This window comes from Nocardioides sp. 31GB23 (assembly GCF_040012395.1).
In the GTDB taxonomy this organism is placed as follows: domain Bacteria; phylum Actinomycetota; class Actinomycetes; order Propionibacteriales; family Nocardioidaceae; genus Nocardioides; species Nocardioides salarius.
In genome coordinates this window covers 1-18,988 of record NZ_JBDYKJ010000047.1, presented here as the reverse complement: position 1 = coordinate 18,988, position 18,988 = coordinate 1, and the positions used below count along the sequence as shown (strand labels likewise).

Below are 18,988 nucleotides of genomic sequence, written 5' to 3'. Positions count from 1 at the left end.
GCGGGGCGCGTCAGCCGACGGCCGCGGCGACGGTCAGCCGCAGCTGGCGGCGCCGGTGCCGCAGCGCCTCGAACGTGAAGATCACCAGCGCCACCCACACCAGCACGAAGCCGATCCAGCGGGCCGCGGGCATGTCCTCACGGAAGTAGAGGACGCCGAGCAGGAACTGCAGCGTCGGGGTGAGGTACTGCAGCAGCCCGATGGTGGTGAGGGGGATGCGGGTGGCGGCCGCGCCGAAGCACAGCAGCGGGATCGCGGTCACCACGCCGGTGGTGGTCAGCAGGAGCGCGTGCACCAGCCCGTTGTCGCCGAACTCCGCCGCGCCGCTGCTGCCCAGGAACGCGAGGTAGGCCAGGGCGACCGGCGCGATGAAGAGGGTCTCGAGGGTCAGGCTGGGCACCGCGCCGGCGTTGGCGGTCTTCTTCAGCAGCCCGTAGGTGCCGAAGGACAGGGCCAGGGCCATGGCCACCCAGGGCGGGCGGCCGTAGCCGACGGTCAGCACCGCCACCGCGACCGCGGCCACGCCGAGCGCGACCACCTGCAGGCGCCGCATCCGCTCGCCGAGCAGCAGCACGCCCATCAGCACCGTCACCAGCGGGTTGATGTAGTAGCCCAGCGCCGTCTCGACCACCCGGTCGTGGGTGACGCCGTAGATGTAGACGCCCCAGTTGACGGTGATGGTGACGGCGGCCGCGAGCAGCAGCGTCGTGCGCCGCCGGTCGGCCAGCAGGGCGCGCAGGGCCGCCAGCTGGCTCAGGGCCACCACGACGACCACCATCGTCACGGCCGACCACACCACCCGGTGACCGAGCATCTCGAGCGAGCCGGCGGGTTCGAGCAGCGGGAAGTAGAGGGGGAAGGCTCCCCACATCAGGTAGGCGGCTGCCCCCAGGAGGACACCGCGGCGGGACTCGGCCACGTGGGGTTAGACGACCGTCCAGGTGTCGGCACCCGTGATCAGCGCGCTGAGACGGTCGGCCGGGTCAGCGTCGCTCGCGGCGCCCGCGGTGGCGAGCTGGGTGCGCGCCTCGTCGTCGTACGTCGCCCGCTCGACCTGGCGGAAGATCCCGATGGGGCTGGTGTGCAGGTAGCCCGCGTCGGTGAGCCTGCTGATCGCGAACGCGACCGACGGGTCGGGGTTGTGCGCGTCGTGGACCAGCAGCTCGCTCTCGGCCAGCTGCCCCTCACCGTCGCCCACCTCGACGACGCGCACGCCGCCGGTGGCCGGGTCGTGGGCCACGCCCTTGGTGGCGCGACCGTCCTCGGTGGGCACGCCGAAGGTGATCGGCTCGCCGTGCACCAGCGGGATGATCGCGTCGGCCTTGGTGTCGCGGTCCTTGATCGCGTCGAAGGCGCCGTCGTTGAAGATCGGGCAGTTCTGGTAGATCTCGACCAGGGAGGTGCCCCGGTGGGCGGCGGCCGCGGCGAGCACCTCGGTGAGGTGCTTGCGGTCGGAGTCGATGGTGCGGGCCACGAACGACGCCTCGGCGCCCAGCGCGAGCGAGACCGGGTTGAAGGGGTGGTCGACCGAGCCCATCGGGGTGGACTTGGTGACCTTGCCGGCCTCGGAGGTGGGGGAGTACTGGCCCTTGGTGAGGCCGTAGATGCGGTTGTTGAACAGCAGGATGGTCATGTTGACGTTGCGGCGCAGCGCGTGGATCAGGTGGTTGCCACCGATCGAGAGCGCGTCGCCGTCGCCGGTGACGACCCAGACCGACAGGTCCTCGCGGGCCGTGGCGATGCCGGTGGCGATCGACGGCGCGCGGCCGTGGATCGAGTGCATGCCGTAGGTGTCGAGGTAGTAGGGGAAGCGGCTGGAGCAGCCGATGCCCGAGACGAAGACGATGTTCTCGCGGCGCAGCCCGAGGTCGGGCAGGAACGACTGCACGGCCTTGAGCACGGCGTAGTCGCCGCAGCCGGGGCACCAGCGCACCTCCTGGTCGGAGGTGAAGTCCTTGCCGGTCTGCGGCTGGTCGGTGGTGGGCACCGACTCGGTGCCCGAGCGCAGGCCCGGGGTCGGCAGGTCGGAGCGGTTCGAGGTGAGCGTCACTGGTGGACCTCCTGGCTGGTCGCGACGGAGAGGTCGAGCTGGTCGGCGGGGATGCCCTCGGCCTCGGCGACGAGCTCGCCGATGACCTGGGCGAGCTCGGCGGCCTTGAGGGGCATGCCGTTGACCTGGTGGTGGCCGATGGCGTCGACGAGGTACTTCGCGCGCAGCAGCATCGAGAGCTGGCCGAGGTTCATCTCGGGCACGAGGACCTTGTCGTAGCGGGCGAGGACCTCGCCGAGGTCCTGGGGGAACGGGTTGAGGTGGCGCAGGTGGGTCTGCGCGACGTGGTAGCCGGCGCGTCGCACGCGGCGTACGCCGGCGCCGATCGGGCCGTAGGTCGAGCCCCACCCGAGCACCAGCACCTTGGCGTCGCCCGAGGGGTCGTCGACCTCGAGCGGCGGCAGCGACTCGGCGATCCGGTCGACCTTGGCCTGGCGGGTGCGCACCATCAGCTCGTGGTTGGCCGGGTCGTAGGAGATGTTGCCGTGGCCCTCGCCCTTCTCGAGCCCGCCGATGCGGTGCTCGAGGCCGGGGGTGCCGGGCACGGCCCAGGGCCGGGCCAGGGTCTCCTCGTCGCGCAGGTAGGGCCAGAACTCCTCGGTCTCGGTGACCGTGCCGTCCTTGGCGGTGCTGGTCGAGGTGTGGTTGGTCGCGGTGGCGAAGCCGGGGTCGATGACCGGCAGGTCGGCGACCTCGGGGATCCGCCACGGCTCGGAGCCGTTGGCCAGGTAGCCGTCGGAGAGCAGCATCACCGGGGTGCGGTAGGTGATGGCGATCCGCGCGGCCTCGATGGCGGCGTCGAAGCAGTCGCCCGGCGACTGGGGCGCCACGATCGGCACGGGTGCCTCGCCGTTGCGCCCGAACATCGCCTGCAGCAGGTCGGCCTGCTCGGTCTTGGTGGGCAGGCCGGTCGAGGGCCCGCCGCGCTGGACGTCGACGACCAGCAGCGGCAGCTCGGTCATCACGGCCAGACCGATGGCCTCGGACTTCAGGGCCACACCGGGCCCGGAGGTGGTGGTGACGCCGAGCGCGCCCGAGAAGGAGGCGCCGATGGCGGCGCCGACGCCGGCGATCTCGTCCTCGGCCTGGAACGTGGTGACGCCGAAGCCCTTGTGCTTGCTGAGCTCGTGGAGGATGTCGCTGGCCGGGGTGATCGGGTAGGAGCCCAGGAACAGCGGCAGGCCCGACTGCACGCCCGCGGCCACCAGGCCGTAGGACAGCGCGAGGTTGCCGGTGATGTTGCGGTAGGTGCCGGCCGACATCGGGGCCGGCTTGACCTCGTAGCGGACCACGAAGGTCTCGGTGGTCTCGCCGTAGTTCCAGCCGGCGCGGAAGGCGGTCAGGTTGGCGTCGCGGACCGCGGCGTCCTTGGCGAACTTGCGGGCCAGGAACGTCTCGGTGCCCTCGGTGGGACGCCCGTACATCCACGACAGCAGGCCCAGCGCGAACATGTTCTTGGCCCGGGCGGCGTCCTTGCGCGAGAGCCCGAACTCCTTCACCGCGCCGACCGTGATGCCGGTCAGGTCGACCGGGTGCACGTTGAAGCCGTCGAGCTCGGAGCCGGGCGTCTCGAGCAGGTCGAGCGGGTTGGCGTCGTAGCCGGCCTTGGTCAGGTTGCGCGCGGAGAAGTCGTGGGTGTCGACGATGATCGTCGCGCCCTTGGGCAGGTCGCCGAGGTTGGCCTTGAGGGCCGCCGGGTTCATCGCCACCAGCACGTCGGGGGCGTCGCCGGGGGTGAGGATGTCGTGGTCGGCGAAGTGCACCTGGAAGGAGCTGACGCCCGGGAGCGTCCCCTGGGGGGCCCGGATCTCGGCGGGGAAGTTGGGCAACGTCACCAGGTCGTTGCCGAAGGAGGCCGACTCGGCGGTGAACCGGTCGCCGGTCAGCTGCATGCCGTCGCCGGAGTCGCCCGCGAAGCGGATGATGACGCGGTCGAGCTGCTTGACCTGCTTGGTGTTCTCGGACACGAGGTGCCACTCCTGTGATCGCTGCGCGGACAGACCGGCCGAGCATACTTGGGGTATGTCGGAATGAGAACCTGTTCTAGTTCTCGGTGTTTCCGGGCTCGCCGGACGCCCTCCACTGTACGGCGGGGGCGTAGCGGGTCCGTGCCTGCGCCGAGGAGCGGACCTCGTCCGCGCGGGTGGCCCGGATGTGCTCTCAGCGGTAGTTCGTGAACTGCACCGCGAAGTCGTAGTCCTGGCCCTTGACCAGCGAGATGACCTCCTGGAGGTCGTCGCGCTTCTTGGAGGAGACCCGCAGCTCGTCGCCCTGGATCTGCGCCTTGACGCCCTTGGGGCCCTCGTCGCGGATCAGCTTGGAGACCTTCTTGGCGTCCTCGGAGGAGATGCCCTCCTTGAGCGCGATCGAGATCTTCGACTGCTGGCCCGAGGGACGCGGCTCGGAGGCATCGAGCACCTTCAGCGACACGTCGCGCTTGACGAGCTTGCCCTTGAAGACGTCGAGCACCGCGCTGGCGCGGTCGTCGGCGGAGGCGGTGATCTCGATGGCCTGCTCGCCGGACCACTCGATGCTCGCGCCGGTGCCCTTGAAGTCGAAGCGGGTCGCGATCTCGCGGGCGGTCTGCCCGAGCGCGTTGTCGACCTCCTGGCGGTCGATCTTGGAGACGATGTCGAAGGACGAGTCGGCCATGGGGTCCACCTGGTTCTCGGTCGTAGCGGTCTGGTCGGGGTGCGAGGCTGGCCTGCGCGGGGTGCCGCGACGGTTTGCGGTCGCACCCGGGGGCTGCGCTATTGTTTCGTCTCGTTGTCGCGTGGCCAAACGCCCGCACGACAGCACCCGGCAGATTGCCCGAGCGGCCAATGGGAGCGGACTGTAAATCCGTCGGCTTTTGCCTTCGAAGGTTCGAATCCTTCATCTGCCACAGCGGTGCACAGGGCCCCCGGTCGGCGTCATGCCGACCGGGGGCCCTTCTCGTGCGCCAAGGCAGACGCCGCGCCGATGCCGAGAAGCGTGTGATCTGGGTTACAGTCCTGTCACCCGGACTAGATGGCACCTGCCCCCCATTGACTCTTGTCGCCCTCCGGCTATCCCCCCGGAGACCTCGTGTCGACCTTGCGTTCCCTCATCCTGTCCCTCGGCGTCTCGAGCGCCGCCCTCCTCACCGTCCTGGCCCTGCACGGGACCGCGGTGGCCGCCCAGCCGCCCGTGGGTCTCGGCACCGCCACGCCCTTCGCCGTCCTGGCGGGCACCACCGTCACCAACACCGGGCCCAGCGTGGTCTCCGGAGACCTGGGTGTCAGCCCCGGCAGCGCCGTCACCGGGTTCCCGCCCGGCGAGGTCACCAACGGGACGATCCACGCGGCCGACGCCGTCGCGCTGCAGGCCAAGGACGACCTGGTCACGGCCTACGACGACGCCGCCGCCCGCGGCCCCGTCGTCGACTTCACCAGCCAGGACCTCGGCGGTCGGACCCTGGTCGCCGGGGTCTACAACGCCGCCAACGCGATGTCCCTGACCGGGACCGTGACCCTGGACGCCCAGGGCGACCCGAACGCCGTGTTCGTGTTCCAGGCCGGCTCCACGCTGATCACGGCCTCCAGCAGCACGGTCGCGCTCATCGGCGGGGCCCGGGCGTGCAACGTCTACTGGCAGGTGGGCAGCTCGGCCACCATCGGCACCACCTCTCGCTTCGTCGGCTCGGTGCTCGCCCTGTCCTCTATCAGCCTCCAGACCGGTGCGACCATCGAGGGACGCGTCCTGGCCCGCAACGGCCAGGTCTCGCTGGACACCAACACCGTCTCGAGCCCGGCCTGCCTCGCGCCGACCCCCACCCCCACGACCAGCCCCACCGCCACTCCCACGGCCAGCCCGACGGCCACTCCTACGGTCAGCCCGACGGTCAGCCCGACCTCGTCGCCCACGGCGACGCCGACCTCCACCGCCACCGCCACCGCCACCAGCGGCTCGGGCGGCTCGGGCGGCTCGGGCGGCTCGGATGGTTCGGGCGGCTCGGGCAGCGGGGCGGGAGGCCCCGCGGGGCCGGACGCCCCGGGCGGCGACACCCCGGTCCCGACCGGGCACCCGGCGACCGGGCGGCTGCCGGGTCCGTTCGGTGACGCCGCCTGGCTGGGCCTCGGCCTGCTCTGCCTGGGGGGTGCCGGCGCCGCCGTGCTGCGTGGAGCCCGTCGGCCGGGAGCGACCGTCTCCGCCAGCAGGTGAGCCGCTCGCGCGGCGCTGCCCGGCACGCCCGCCGCCGCCCCAAGGGGTGGTGGGCGCCGGCGCTGGCCCTCGGTCTGGCCGGGGCCGTGTGCCTGACCCTGTGGGGCGGTGGCGCCGCTCCGGCCGGCGAGAGCAGCGCTCGAGCCGGCGCCGCCGTCGCGACCCCGCCCGCGGGCCTCGCGCCGCCGCCGCGAGCGACCTCCTCGGACTCGGAGGAGGCTGCCCCCCGGTCACCGCGACCCGTCCAGCTGGCGGTGCCCCGGCTCGGCCTCTCCACCCCGCTGGTCGGGCTGGGTCTCCAGCCCGACGGCACCGTGGAGGTGCCGCAGGACCCGGCGCTCGCCGGCTGGTACCGCCTCGGCCCACCACCGGGCGCACCCGGCCCGGCCGTCATCCTGGGTCACGTCGACTCGGTCGACGGCCCGGCCGTGTTCGCCCGCCTCGACGAGCTCGAGGCCGGTGACCGGGTCTCGGTCCGCCTCGACGACGCCAGCACCGCCACCTTCGTCGTCCGCAGCGTCCGCACCTACGCGAACGCCGACTTCCCCGCGCAGCGGGTGTACGCGGGGGCGGGGCGACGCGAGCTGAACCTGGTGACCTGCGGTGGCGAGTACGACGCCGCTCGCGGCGGCTACCAGGCCAACGTCGTCGTCAACGCCCGCTGGGTGTCGGGCGGTCGCAGCTGACGGCCTGCCCCGGCCCGCCGCCGGCACCGCGTAACCGCGGCGCCCGCGAGGCGTTGTGGGGGCATGACGCGTCGTGCCGGCTCTGCCCTGCTCGCCCTGACCCTGACCGCGATGGGCTCGCTGCTCGCGGCGCCGCCGGCGCTGGCCCACCAGGGCGGTGACCTGCCCACCAACACGCGTGCGGCCGAGGTCGCCACCGAGGGCACCGGGGAGGCGATGAAGCACGTCGCCAACCTGCAGTACGACGACACCGGCGAGGCGCAGAACGGCACGGACATCGAGTTCATGCGGCTCGGCAAGCGCGAGTACGCCCTGGCCGGCACGCTGGGTGGCGGCCTGCAGGTCACCGACATCACCCGGCCCCGCAGGCCGAAGCCGGTCTCGGTCTACGACTGCAAGATCTCCCAGGGCGACATCCAGGTCTGGAAGCGCCGCGGCCGGGTGCTGGCCAGCTACACCGCCGACGGCACCGTGGGCGCCGCCGGCGCCGCCTCGCGCTGCGGCACCGAGCTGGGCCTCGAGGCCGGCGACGCCGGCACCGTCATCGTCGACCTGACCGACCCGAGGCGCCCCGGCACCGTCAGCTGGCTGCCGGTGGGCGCGGGCTCGCACAACATGACCATCCACCCCAGCGGCAAGTGGCTCTACAACTCCAACTCCGACCTGCTCACCGCCGGTTCCGAGCCGCACATCACCATCTACGACATCCGCCGCCCGACCCGTCCGGTCAAGGTTCAGGACTTCGTGATCCCCTTCGTGCCCACCTCGCTGGGCTCGGAGTCGCACGACATCACCTTCAGCGCCGACGGCACCCGCGCCTACTCCGCCGCGCTCTCGCAGACGCTCGTGCTCGACACCACCGACCCGGCCGCCCCCGAGATCCTCGGCCAGATCGTAGACCCGGCCGTCAACGTCTCCCACCAGGCCGACCCGGTCACGCTCAAGGACTCCGACGGCACCAAGCGCACGATCCTGGTCGTCACCGACGAGCGTGCCGGCGCGGCCGCGTCGGTGGAGTGCCCCGGCGGCGGGCTGCACCTCTACGACGTCACCGGCGACCTCGAGACCGCGCCCGTCAAGATCGGCGCCTGGTTCGCCCCGGCCTACTCGGTCCAGGACGGCGCCACCTGCACCTCCCACGTGCTGCGGATCTACCCGCGCCAGCAGCTGCTCACCATCGCCTGGTACGCCAAGGGCGTGCGCGTCCTGGACATCTCCGGGCTGGCCGACGCCGCCACCGACCCGCTCGCCGGGCCGGCCACCATCGCCTTCGGCGACGGGGTCGGCATGAAGGAGGTCGGCCACTTCACGATGCCCGACTCCGACGCCTGGTCCTTCAAGACCAACAAGATCCGCAGGAACGGCTCCTTCTTCGGCTACGCCAACGACCTGGTCCGCGGCTTCGACGTCTTCCGCTACGACGGCTCGACCATCGGCGACGTCAAGCCCCTGAAGCCCCGGGACCTGCGGCCGCGCCGCAAGGGCAGCGTCACCGCCGAGCGGGTCGACGCCTCCACCGCGGCCGGCCTGGCCCTGGTCGTGCCGGCCACGTTGGGCGCGCTGCTGCTGCACCGCCGGGCCGCGCGGCGCCGCCGCGACTGACGGGGCTCGGTCGACGGGACTCAGTCGACGGGACTCAGTCGACGGGCAAGGTCCCGGCGTTGAAGGGCGAGTCCTTGCGCGAGATCAGCTCGCGGCGCTCCTCGGGGCTCAGCGCCTCGACCTGGGCCACGACGTCGGAGGGGAAGCCGCTGACCTCGGGAGCCGGCGACAGCGGCACGACCGTGTGCACCACGCGGTCGGCGTACACGTGCACGGTGTTGAGGCCCTGGTGGCCGTCGACGCCCGACACGAAGCGCTCGAGCGGGGCCGGGTCGGTGGTGTAGCAGGACGCCGACGCCACGCTGACCGGGACGCCGGCCACGGTCGAGTGGCTGGAGTAGTGGTAGTGCCCGCCGAGGATCACGCGCACGTCGGAGCCCGCGACCACCTCGGCGAGCAGGTGCTGGTCGGCGAGCTCGATCGTCTCGGCGGCCCGCAGCATCGGCAGCGGGATCGGTGGGTGGTGCATCGCCAGGACCGTGCCGTGCGGGGCGGGCACGGCCAGCTCCTCGGCCAGCCACACCAGCTGGGCCGGCGTCAGCTCGCCGTGGTGGTAGCCCGGCACGCTGGTGTCGAGCGAGATCACCCGCAGCCCGTCGACGTCGTGCACCCGGTCCTGCGGCGCCCCGGGGTCGGCGTCCTCGCCGAAGAGCCCCCGGGCGTAGGGCTCGCGCTCGTCGTGGTTGCCCATCACCCACACCACCTGCGCGCCCATCTCGGCCGCGGCCGGCTCGACCAGCTCGCGCAGCCGCGCGTACGCCGCCGGCTCGGCGCGGTCGGCCAGGTCGCCGGTGAAGACCAGCGCCTGGGGCGCGGGGCTCATCCGGCGCAGCCGCTCGAGGGCGAGCACCAGGCCGGACTCGGGGTCCACGACGTCGTACTGCAGCGCGCCACCGGCGAGCAGGTGCGGGTCGCTGAGGTGGGCCAGGACGTGGCCGGCGGGCGGGTGCTGGCCCAGCTGCACGGGGTCGCTCACCCCGCCGAGCCTAGGCGACGGGCTGGGGGTGCGGGTGGGCCTTGTAGAACCCGGAGAAGCAGATGCGCGCGGCGGGCAGGCCGCCGCGGCGCAGGTGGCGGCGTGCGCCCGTGGCCAGCGTGGACTCACCGACCACGAAGGCGTAGTCGAGCGGGTCGACCGGCCCGCTGCGGGCCTGCACGGCCTGCAGGGCGGCGGCGCCCGGGCGGTCGTGACGGCCCTCGCGGATGACCCAGGTGACCTCGACGCCGTCGGGGTGCGCAAGCCCCGGCTCGACGTCGTCAGCGGTCGGCACCTCGATGACCGCGGTGCCCGCGGTGTCGGCGGCGAGGTCGCGCAGGATCCCGCGCACGCCCGGCAGCCCGCTCTCGTCGGCGGCCAGGTGCACGCGGTGGGTGTCGGCGGGCGGGTCGAACATCGGCCCCTGGTCGAGCAGCGCCACGGGGGTGCCCGGGGTGGCGGCGACCGCCCAGCGGGCGACCCGGCCGGCCAGCTGCCCGGTCTCGTCGGCGTGCAGCACGACGTCGACGTCGATCTCGGTGGCTGTGTCCCTGCCGTCGGTGCGGCGCAGGTCGGCGACGGTGTAGTTGCTGCAGTGCGGGCGCTGCGCCTCCTCGATGGCCAGGTAGGCCTGCCACCAGGAGCGGCCCTCGACCTCGGGGAGCACCAGCGCGGCCCCGGGGGTGGCGGGCACGAAGAAGCGGAACCAGTGGTCGTGGCCCTGCCAGGCGAAGCCGTCGAGCCCGGGCCCGCCGAGCGTGACCCGCTGGAAGGACGTGGAGACCCTCGCGCTGCTCAGGACCGTCGCGCGGAACATCTCGGGGTCCGTCGGCATCAGCCGGGGCAGCTCGCTCATGCCAGGAGTGTACTTAGGCAAGCCTATGCTTAGCCAGGGGCCCTAGCGGGCCGGGAGCACCCGCCCGCTGACCTCGCCGAGCGTGATCCGCCCCCCGGCGGTGCCGGGGGCGCTGTAGCGCAGCACCACCTCGTCGCCGTCGTCGAGGAACCGCTCGCCGCGCCACAGCTCGATCAGCGAGCCGACCTCGTCGTCGCCCGGTCCGCTGATGGTGCCGCTGGCGTAGAGGTCGCCGGTGCGCAGGCTGGCGCCGTTGACCGTCAGGTGCGCCAGCATCTGCCCCGGCGACCAGTACGTCGTGCGGTAGCGCGGGCGGCTGACCACCTCGCCGTTGAGCACCACCTCGACGTCGACGTCGAGCCCGCGGGTGTGGCCGGGGTCGAGGTAGTCCAGCGGGCGGGGGTCCTGGCCGGGCAGGTCGCACCACGCGGCCTCGAGCGCGGCCAGCGGGGTCACCCAGTGGCTGACCGAGGTCGCGAACGACTTGCCGAGGAACGGGCCGAGCGGCACGTACTCCCAGGCCTGGATGTCACGTGCCGACCAGTCGTTGACGCCCACCACGCCGAAGACGTGCTCGGCCAGCCCGGCAGCCGGCACGGGGTCGCCGAGCGAGGAGGGGGCGCCGACCACGAAGCCGAGCTCGGCCTCGATGTCGAGGCGCTGCGAGGGTCCGAAGACCGGGGCGTCGCCCTGGCCCGGCCCGGGCCGACGCTGTCCCGACGGGCGCACGACGGGGGTGCCGCTCGGCACGACCGTGCCGGCGCGGCCGTGGTAGGCCACCGGCAGGTGCTTCCAGTTCGGCAGCAGCGGCTCGCTGCCGGGGCGGAACATCCGGCCCAGGTTGGTCGCGTGGTGCTCGGAGGCGTAGAAGTCGACGTAGTCGGCGACCTCGAAGGGCTGGTGCAGCTCCACCTCGGCGAGCGGGACGCCCCGCGCGGTGCGGGCCAGCTCGGTCGCCTGCTCGCGGGTCTGGCGCCACACCTCCGGGCCCAGGGCCATGAACGCGTTGAGCGAGCGCGACTCGAGCTCCGGCCGCCCGGTCGCCTCGTGCAGGTCGAGCACCGTGTCGCCCAGCCGCACGCCGACCCGGCGCGGGCCGCCGTCGCGCGAGAAGACGGCGTACGGCAGGTGGTCGGGGCCGAAGCCGCCCCTGTCCTCGCGCCTGTCCTCGGTGGAGCCGTCGTGGTCGGTCATGCGAGCACCCCCAGGGCGTCGAGGTCGGTGAGCGGCTCGGAGACCGAGCAGGAGCCGAAGGAGCGGAACCAGCGGCGCGCGCCGGCGAGGTCCTCGGTGACGGCGGCGGCCAGCGCCGCGCCGTCGCGCTCCTCGAGGGTGGCGACCACGTCGTCGCGGCTCGCGCCGTCGAAGGCGCGCCGGGTCGCGAGCAGCAGGTTGAGGAAGCCGTGCCGCTCGATGCCGTCGGCGCCGGTGTGGCGCACCGCGCGGTGCAGCCCGGCGGTGCACTTGAAGGCGGTCTCTCGGTCGAGGGCCGCGTCGATCCAGGCGGCCAGCGTGGGGGAGTCGGGGTGGGCGTCGGCGTCGAGGCCGCCGGTGCGCAGCTTGAGCAGCAGCTCGGCCGAGGCGACCTCGTCGGCCGCGGCCAGCCAGCCGTGCGTCGGCTCGCCGGGCAGGGCGGGCAGCTCGACGTGCACCGCGACGTCGTCGTCGAGGTCGCCGGTGGCGCGCGCCGCGTCGACGGCCGCCGCGACCCGGCGCGCGTTGCCGGGCAGGTCGTCGAGGTCGCGCAGCGCGACCTCGAGGCGGGCCAGCGTGTGCCCGTGGCGGGTGGCGAGGGCGGCCGGTCCGGCCACCTGGCCGGCGCCGCCGGTCAGCACCACGGCCAGCGGCGGGCCGGGGTCGACCTGCGGCAGGTCGGTGTCGCGCAGCACGAAGGCGCCGACCAGCGGCTCCTCGCGCTCGCGGTAGGCAGCCAGGGCGGCGTCGAGCGGCGCGTCGCCGGGCGGGAAGATCGCGGCGTCGTCGACGAGGCCGCGCCAGAGAGGTTCCGTGGTGGCAGGCACGCGGCTACTCTTACCACGACGCGGATAGCGGACACATCTGTCCGACTTTCGAACAGGAGGAGACTGGGCGGTGGCCTACTACCGACGACTCGGCGAGGTGCCCGGCAAGCGGCACACCCAGCTGCGCGACCCCGAGGGCCGGCTCTACCGCGAGGAGCTGATGGGGGAGGAGGGCTTCTCCTCCGACTCCTCCCTGCTCTACCACCGCGGCGTGCCCTCCGCGCTGGTGGCCACCGACGTCTGGGAGCTGCCCGACCAGTCCCGCACCCCCAACCACCCGCTCGCGCCGCGGCACCTGCGCCTGCACGACCTCGAGACCGGGCCCGACGCGGTCACCGGTCGCCGCCAGGTGCTGGGCAACAACGACGTGCGCATCTCCTACGTCGTCACCGGGGTCGAGCCCTCCCCGCTCTACCGCAACGCCCTCGGCGACGAGTGCGTCTTCGTCGAGACCGGCAGCGGGGTCGTCGAGACGGTCTTCGGGGCGGTGTCCTACCGGGCCGGCGACTACGTGGTGGTGCCGCGCGCGACCGCGCACCGGTGGCGGCCGGCCGAGCCGAGCCGGCTCTACGCCATCGAGGCCAACAGCCACGTCGCCCCGCCGCGGCGCTACCTCTCGCGCTACGGGCAGCTGCTCGAGCACGCGCCGTACTGCGAGCGCGACCTGCACGGCCCCGCCGAGCCGCTGCTGGCCGAGGGGTCCGACGTCGAGGTGCTGGTCAAGCACCGCACCTCGGCCGGCGTCGTCGGCACGCGGATGGTCTACGACACCCACCCCTTCGACGTGGTCGGCTGGGACGGCTGCCTCTACCCCTACACCTTCAACATCGACGACTACATGCCGATCACCGGCAAGGTGCACCAGCCGCCGCCGGTGCACCAGGTCTTCGAGGGCCACAACTTCGTCGTGTGCAACTTCCTGCCCCGCAAGGTCGACTACCACCCGCTGGCGATCCCGGTGCCCTACTACCACTCCAACGTCGACTCCGACGAGGTGATGTTCTACGTCGCCGGCGACTACGAGGCCCGCAAGGGCTCGGGCATCGGGCTCGGGTCGGTCTCGCTGCACCCCGGCGGCCACGCCCACGGCCCCCAGCCCGCCGCGATCGAGGCGTCGCTCGGTGCGGAGGCCTTCGAGGAGTCGGCCGTCATGGTCGACACCTTCGCCCCCCTCGAGCTCGGCGAGGCCGCGCTGGCCGTCGAGGACCCCGACTACCCGTTCAGCTGGGCGGGCCGCCGGCTCTGACTGCTCGCGCCTCAGCGGCGGGTGCGCAGCAGGGCGTCGACCGCGGGCGGAGCGAGCGCGGCGTCGATGGCCAGCGCGGCGCAGCCGAGCAGGCCCGCGGCCTCGCCGTGCGTGGCGGGCAGGAAGCGCAGGTCGCGCACGGCCGCGGGGTGGGCGCGGGAGTAGAGCGTCTCGCGCACGCCGGCCGTGTAGAGGTCGAAGGCGGCGCCCATGTCGCCGCCCACCACGACCGCGCCGGGGTGCAGCAGGTTGACCGCCACGGTGAGCACCTCGCCGAGGTGTCGGCCCGACTCGCGCAGCAGCCCGCGCGCCAGCGGCTCGCCGTCGAGGGCCAGGCCGACCAGGTCGCGCACGTGCCTGGCCTGCACCCCCGCCTCCTGCAGCCGGGTCACCATCGCCCAGCCCCCGGCGATGGTCTCGAGGCAGCCGGTCGCACCGCAGCGGCACAGCAGGTCGCCGGCCGCGTCGACGCGGGTGTGGCCCAGCTCGCCGGCGGCGCCCCGGCGCTCGCCCACGATGCGTCCGTCGGCGACCACGCCGAGGCCCAGGCCGGTGGAGGCCTTGACCACGAGCATGGTCGGCGAGGCCGGCACCCGCCCGAACATCTCCGAGCGGGTCAGCGCGGCGGTGTCGTTGTCGAGGTGCAGCGGCGCGTCGGTGAGCCCGGCGACGTACGCCGCCAGGTCGACGCCGTCCCAGCCCTTCAGCACCGGCGCGTCGACGCTGGTACGGCGGGCCGGGTCGACGCTCCCGGGCAGGCTCATGCCCACGCCGACGACCGGCGGCGTGACGTCCTCGAGGAGCCCGCCCAGGCGGGACACCACGTCGGGCATCAGCTCGGCGGCCCCCACCCCCGGCTCGTGGTCGCGGGTGTCGCTGCTGATCTCGCGCCCGGCCAGGTCGAAGACGCCGACCTGGCTGCGGGAGCGTCCGACGGCGATCGCGAGCACCACGGCGGCGTCGGGGTCGAGGGCCAGCGCGCCGGCGGGGCGACCGCCGGTGGAGGCGACCTCACCGCCCTCGACCAGCAGGCCCGCCGCGACCAGGGCGCCGAGCCGGGAGGTGACCGCGCCCCGGGACAGGCCGGTCAGGCGCACCAGGTCGGAGCGGGTGCCGGCGCGCCCGGTGCGCACCAGGGTGAGGAGGTCGCCGGCGGAGGTGCCGGGGCTGGTCTCGAGCATTCTGTGATTACAGCACCGACTTTTGCTCGAAACAATCACAAGTGGGCTTGTATCGATCCAAAGTTCCTGCGACCGTGGACCCATGACCTCTTCCGACGTGGCTGCCACGCTGCCCCAGGCGTGCGACTTCACCGTCTTCGGCGGCACCGGTGACCTGGCGCTGCGCAAGATCCTGCCGGCGCTCTACCACCGCGACCTCGAGGGCCACCTGCCGCCCGACACCCGCATCATCGGCGTCTCCCGCTCCGAGCTCGACGACGACGGCTACCGGGCCGAGGTGCGCGCCGGCCTCGAGGCCCACCTGGCCCCCGAGCACCTCGACCCCGACGCGGTCGAGCGGCTGCTGGGCCGGCTGCACCACCTGTGCCTCGACTCCGGGTCGGGCGAGGGCTGGCACCTGCTGCACGACCTGCTCAAGGACCGGCCGCACGCCGACGAGACCGTGCGCGTCTTCTACCTCGCCGTCGCCCCCCGCCTCTTCGGCCCCACCTGCGCCCGCCTCGCCGAGATCGACGTCGTCGACGAGCGCGCCCGCGTGGTGATGGAGAAGCCGATCGGGCACGACCTGGCCTCCGCCCGCGAGGTCAACGACGCGGTCGGCGAGGTCTTCGAGGAGCGTCAGATCTTCCGCATCGACCACTACCTGGGCAAGGAGAGCGTCCAGAACCTGCTGGTCACCCGCTTCGCCAACACCTTCCTCGAGCCGCTGTGGAGCTCGCGCTGGGTCGACCACGTGCAGATCACCGTCGCCGAGACCGTCGGCGTCGGCAGCCGCGGCGGCTACTACGACCACGCCGGCGCGCTGCGCGACATGGTGCAGAACCACCTCCTGCAGCTGCTGTGCCTGGTGGCCATGGAGCCGCCGACCTACGTGGGCCGCGAGAACGTGCGCGACGAGAAGCTCAAGGTGCTGCAGGCGCTCAAGCCGATGAGCCCCGAGGACGTCGACCGCGACACCGTGCGCGGCCAGTACGCCGCCGGGCTGACCGCCGAGGGCGCGGTGCCGTCGTACGCCGACGACCTGGCCGGTCCCGAGGCGGCCGGCGCCCCCGACTCCTGGACCGAGACCTTCGTGGCTCTCAAGGCCGAGGTGCGCAACTGGCGCTGGGCCGGTGTCCCGTTCTACCTGCGCACCGGCAAGCGGATGGACCGCCGGGTCTCCGAGATCGTGGTGGTCTTCAAGGAGCCGCCGCACGCGATGTTCCCCGGCTCGGAGGGCGGCACCACCGCCAACCGGCTGCACATCTGCGTGCAGCCCGACGAGGGCATGCGCCTGCACCTGACCGCCAAGGAGCCCGGCCCCGGCGGCATCCGGCTGCGGCCGGTCTCGCTCGACCTCTCCTACGCCGACGCCTTCGACCAGCGCTCGCCGGAGGCCTACGAGCGGCTGCTGATGGACGTCATCCGCGGCAACCCGACGCTCTTCATGCGCCGCGACGAGGTCGAGGCCGCGTGGTCGTGGGTCGAGCCCGTCCTGGCCCGCTGGGCCGACTCGTCCGAGCGGCCCCGCCGCTACCCCGCCGGCACGCCCGGCCCGTACGCCGCCGCCGCGCTCCTCGAGCGCGACGGCCGAGCCTGGCAGGAGACCGACCAGTGAGCACACCCATCGAGATGCACCCCGTCGTGGCGGAGGTGACCGAGCGCCTGGTCGCCCGCAGCGCCGCCACCCGCGCGGCGTACGTCGAGCGCAACCGCGCCGCCGCCCAGGCCGGCCCGGCCCGCACCCGGCTGGCCTGCGCCAACCTCGCCCACGGCTTCGCCGCCGCCGAGCCCGCCGACAAGGAGGCGCTGCGCGGCACGGTCAAGCCGAACCTGGCGATCGTCACCAGCTACAACGACATGCTCTCGGCGCACCAGCCGTTCGAGACCTACCCGCGCCAGCTCAAGAAGGCCGTCATCCGCGCGGGCGGCATCGCGCAGGTCGCCGGGGGAGTGCCCGCCATGTGCGACGGCATCACCCAGGGCCGCGCCGGCATGCAGCTCTCGCTGCACAGCCGCGACGTGATCGCCATGTCGGCGGCCATCGGGCTCTCCCACGACATGTTCGACGCCGCGATGATGCTCGGGGTCTGCGACAAGATCGTGCCCGGGCTGCTGATCGGGGCGCTGTCCTTCGGGCACCTGCCGACGGTCTTCGTGCCGGCCGGGCCGATGGAGTCGGGGCTGGCCAACAAGGAGAAGGCCGCGGTGCGCCAGCGCTTCGCCGAGGGCCTGGCCACCCGTGAGGAGCTGCTCGAGGCCGAGGCGGCGTCGTACCACTCGGCCGGCACGTGCACCTTCTACGGCACCGCCAACTCCAACCAGCTGCTGATGGAGGTGCTGGGCCTGCACCTGCCCGGCGCGTCCTTCCCCAACCCCGGTACGCCGCTGCGCGCGGCGCTGACCGACGCCGCGGCCGCCCGGGTGACCGCGATCGCCCGGGGCGAGGTCGAGGACGCCCAGGTCGGTGACGTGGTCGACGAGCGCTCGCTGGTCAACGCCTGCGTGGCGCTGCTGGCCAGCGGCGGCTCGACCAACCACACGCTGCACCTCGTCGCGATCGCCCGCGCCGCGGGCGTCGACCTGACCTGGGACGACCTGTCGCAGCTCTCGGCCGTGGTGCCGTCGCTGTGCCGGATCTACCCCAACGGCTCCGCCGACGTGAACCACTTCCAGGCCGCCGGCGGGATGGCCTTCCTCGTGCGCACCCTGCTCGACGCGGGGCTGCTCCACGAGGACGTGCGGACCGTCGCCGGGCCGGGGCTGCGCCGCTACACCCAGGAGCCGCGCCTGCTCGAGGACGGCGCGGTGACCTGGGTCGACGGCCCCACCGAGTCCCTCGACCCCGAGGTGCTGCGCCCGGCCACCGACCCCTTCGCTGCCGACGGCGGGCTGCGGGTGCTCGACGGTCCGCTGGGCCGCGCGGTCATCAAGACCAGCGCCGTGGCCGGCGAGCACCGGGTCGTCACCGCGCCGGCCGTGGTCTTCGAGGACCAGGCCGACCTGCTGGCGGCCTTCGAGCGCCACGAGCTCGACGGGCGCGACCTGGTCGCGGTGGTGCGCCACCAGGGCCCGGCCGCCAACGGGATGCCCGAGCTGCACAAGCTCACGCCCGCGCTCGGCGTCCTGCAGGACCGCGGCCAGAAGGTCGCCATCGTCACCGACGGGCGGATGTCGGGTGCCTCCGGCAAGGTCCCCGCCGCCATACACGTCACGCCCGAGGCCGCGCTCGGGGGCCCGCTGGCCCGCATCGTCGACGGCGACGTCGTCACCGTCGACGCCGACCGGGGGCTGCTGAGCATCGCCGACCCCGAGACCGTGCTGGCCCGCCCCGCGGTGCAGCGCCCCGCGGGCGCCGCCGACCTGGCCGGCACCGGTCGCGAGCTGTTCGCCATGTTCCGCGCCACCGTCGGGCCCGCCGACGCCGGCGCCAGCGTCTTCCCCTTCGCTGCGGAGAAGGACGCCCTCTCGGCCCAGGAGGCCCCCGTTGCCCAGCACGCCTGAGTCCCTGCTCGACCTCGCGCCGGTCGTCCCGGTCGTCACCGTCGAGTCCGTCGCCGAGGCCGTGCCGCTGGCGCGTGCCCTCGTGGCCGGCGGGCTCCCCGTGATCGAGCTGACGCTGCGCACCCCCGTGGCCCTCGACGCGGTGCGCGCCGTGGCCGCCGAGGTGCCCGAGATCGTGCTCGGGGTCGGCACCGTCACCACGCCGCGCCAGGCCGAGGAGGCCGCCGCGGCCGGGGCGTCGTTCCTGGTCTCGCCCGGCACCACGCCGCGGCTGCTGTCGGCGATGCTCGGCACCGGGCTGCCGTTCCTGCCCGGCACCGCGACCGTCTCCGAGGTGCTCGCCGTGCTCGAGGCCGGCGTCACCGAGATGAAGCTGTTCCCGGCCGAGGCGTCCGGGGGAGCGGCGTACCTGCGCGCGCTCTCGGCGCCGGTGCCCGCCGCCCGGTTCTGCCCCACCGGCGGCGTCACCCTGGCCTCCGCGCCCGACTACCTCGCCCTGCCCAACGTCGGCTGCGTCGGCGGCACCTGGATCACCCCCCGCGACGCGGTGGAGTCCGGCGACTGGGCGCGCATCGAGAAGCTCGCCGCCGAGGCCGCCGCCCTGCGCTGACCAGTCCCAGATCTCGCGCTGACCCGGCCCATATCTGGCTCTTGTGACCCTTCCGTGGGTCGCTGAGCGTGGCCTGATGTGGCGCACGCCGTTCT

General features: G+C 73.6%; 16 protein-coding genes and 1 tRNA gene. 8 read left to right on the top strand and 9 right to left on the bottom strand.

The genetic code is table 11. The features are described 5' to 3' along the window. Positions 1-10 precede the first annotated feature (10 nt). From rarD to ABKW28_RS15175, 4 genes are all read right to left on the bottom strand, one after another. Positions 11-919 carry an EamA family transporter RarD gene (gene rarD / locus ABKW28_RS15190; protein WP_193670970.1) on the bottom strand — a complete coding sequence of 303 codons (909 nt, stop codon included), beginning with the start codon at positions 917-919 and terminating at the stop codon, positions 11-13. A gap of 6 nt (positions 920-925) precedes the next feature. Continuing rightward, the gene (locus tag ABKW28_RS15185) at positions 926-2,008 is read right to left on the bottom strand and encodes a 2-oxoacid:ferredoxin oxidoreductase subunit beta (protein WP_341229265.1); all 1,083 of its coding nucleotides are present in this window, start codon (positions 2,006-2,008) and stop codon (positions 926-928) included. 38 nt (positions 2,009-2,046) lie between these two features. After that, positions 2,047-4,017 carry a 2-oxoacid:acceptor oxidoreductase subunit alpha gene (locus ABKW28_RS15180; protein WP_348611169.1) on the bottom strand — a complete coding sequence of 657 codons (1,971 nt, stop codon included), beginning with the start codon at positions 4,015-4,017 and terminating at the stop codon, positions 2,047-2,049. A gap of 193 nt (positions 4,018-4,210) precedes the next feature. After that, positions 4,211-4,702 (bottom strand): YajQ family cyclic di-GMP-binding protein, encoded by a 492-nt coding sequence (locus tag ABKW28_RS15175; protein WP_341229257.1) that lies wholly within the window; start codon positions 4,700-4,702, stop codon positions 4,211-4,213. 149 nt (positions 4,703-4,851) lie between these two features. Between ABKW28_RS15175 and ABKW28_RS15170 the strand changes: the two genes are divergently transcribed. The 4 genes from ABKW28_RS15170 (at position 4,852) to ABKW28_RS15155 (ending at position 8,520) form a co-directional block, all read left to right on the top strand. Further along, positions 4,852-4,934: transfer RNA gene (locus tag ABKW28_RS15170), tRNA-Tyr, on the top strand. A 191-nt stretch (positions 4,935-5,125) separates the two neighbouring features. After that, complete coding sequence (locus tag ABKW28_RS15165) at positions 5,126-6,232, top strand: ice-binding family protein (protein WP_348611166.1); 1,107 nt, start codon at positions 5,126-5,128, stop codon at positions 6,230-6,232. Then, a complete protein-coding gene (locus ABKW28_RS15160) occupies positions 6,229-6,918 on the top strand; it encodes a class F sortase (RefSeq protein ID WP_341229255.1) in 690 nt (229 codons plus the stop codon). The genes ABKW28_RS15165 and ABKW28_RS15160 overlap by 4 nt, the downstream gene beginning before the upstream one ends. 63 nt (positions 6,919-6,981) lie before the next feature. Beyond that, positions 6,982-8,520: a hypothetical protein gene (locus ABKW28_RS15155; RefSeq protein WP_348611164.1), complete on the top strand. Its 1,539-nt coding sequence runs from the start codon at positions 6,982-6,984 to the stop codon at positions 8,518-8,520. A 34-nt stretch (positions 8,521-8,554) separates the two neighbouring features. Here ABKW28_RS15155 and ABKW28_RS15150 read toward each other — a convergent pair whose 3' ends face one another. Genes ABKW28_RS15150 through ABKW28_RS15135 form a run of 4 tightly spaced genes read right to left on the bottom strand, consistent with a single transcriptional unit; the run spans position 8,555 to position 12,373 of the window. Beyond that, positions 8,555-9,496 carry a metallophosphoesterase gene (locus ABKW28_RS15150; RefSeq protein ID WP_348611161.1) on the bottom strand — a complete coding sequence of 314 codons (942 nt, stop codon included), beginning with the start codon at positions 9,494-9,496 and terminating at the stop codon, positions 8,555-8,557. Positions 9,497-9,506: 10 nt separating this feature from the next. Continuing rightward, positions 9,507-10,352 (bottom strand): siderophore-interacting protein, encoded by an 846-nt coding sequence (locus tag ABKW28_RS15145; protein WP_348611159.1) that lies wholly within the window; start codon positions 10,350-10,352, stop codon positions 9,507-9,509. Positions 10,353-10,394: 42 nt separating this feature from the next. Beyond that, positions 10,395-11,546, bottom strand: coding sequence for a fumarylacetoacetate hydrolase family protein (locus ABKW28_RS15140; RefSeq protein WP_348611157.1), 1,152 nt, complete (start codon positions 11,544-11,546; stop codon positions 10,395-10,397). Next, the gene (locus ABKW28_RS15135; RefSeq protein ID WP_348611154.1) at positions 11,543-12,373 is read right to left on the bottom strand and encodes a hypothetical protein; all 831 of its coding nucleotides are present in this window, start codon (positions 12,371-12,373) and stop codon (positions 11,543-11,545) included. Before ABKW28_RS15135 ends, ABKW28_RS15140 begins: the two co-directional genes overlap by 4 nt. 70 nt (positions 12,374-12,443) lie before the next feature. Here ABKW28_RS15135 and ABKW28_RS15130 point away from each other — a divergent pair, with 70 nt between their 5' ends. Next, entirely contained in the window at positions 12,444-13,619 is a 1,176-nt protein-coding gene (locus tag ABKW28_RS15130) for a homogentisate 1,2-dioxygenase domain-containing protein (RefSeq protein ID WP_348611151.1), read from the top strand. Positions 13,620-13,630: 11 nt separating this feature from the next. Here the strand turns inward: ABKW28_RS15130 and ABKW28_RS15125 are convergent, their stop codons facing one another. After that, on the bottom strand, positions 13,631-14,800 hold the full coding sequence (locus ABKW28_RS15125; RefSeq protein ID WP_193670960.1) for an ROK family protein: 1,170 nt from the start codon (positions 14,798-14,800) through the stop codon (positions 13,631-13,633). Between the two features lie 82 nt (positions 14,801-14,882). Between ABKW28_RS15125 and zwf the strand changes: the two genes are divergently transcribed. From zwf to eda, 3 genes are read left to right on the top strand one after another with little or no spacing between them, the layout of a single operon-like run. Then, entirely contained in the window at positions 14,883-16,397 is a 1,515-nt protein-coding gene (gene zwf, locus ABKW28_RS15120) for a glucose-6-phosphate dehydrogenase (RefSeq protein WP_348611147.1), read from the top strand. Between the two features lie 14 nt (positions 16,398-16,411). Next, positions 16,412-18,283: a phosphogluconate dehydratase gene (gene edd / locus ABKW28_RS15115; protein ID WP_348611193.1), complete on the top strand. Its 1,872-nt coding sequence runs from the start codon at positions 16,412-16,414 to the stop codon at positions 18,281-18,283. Further along, the gene (eda, locus tag ABKW28_RS15110; RefSeq protein ID WP_193670957.1) at positions 18,267-18,893 is read left to right on the top strand and encodes a bifunctional 4-hydroxy-2-oxoglutarate aldolase/2-dehydro-3-deoxy-phosphogluconate aldolase; all 627 of its coding nucleotides are present in this window, start codon (positions 18,267-18,269) and stop codon (positions 18,891-18,893) included. The genes edd and eda overlap by 17 nt, the downstream gene beginning before the upstream one ends. Positions 18,894-18,988 lie beyond the last annotated feature (95 nt).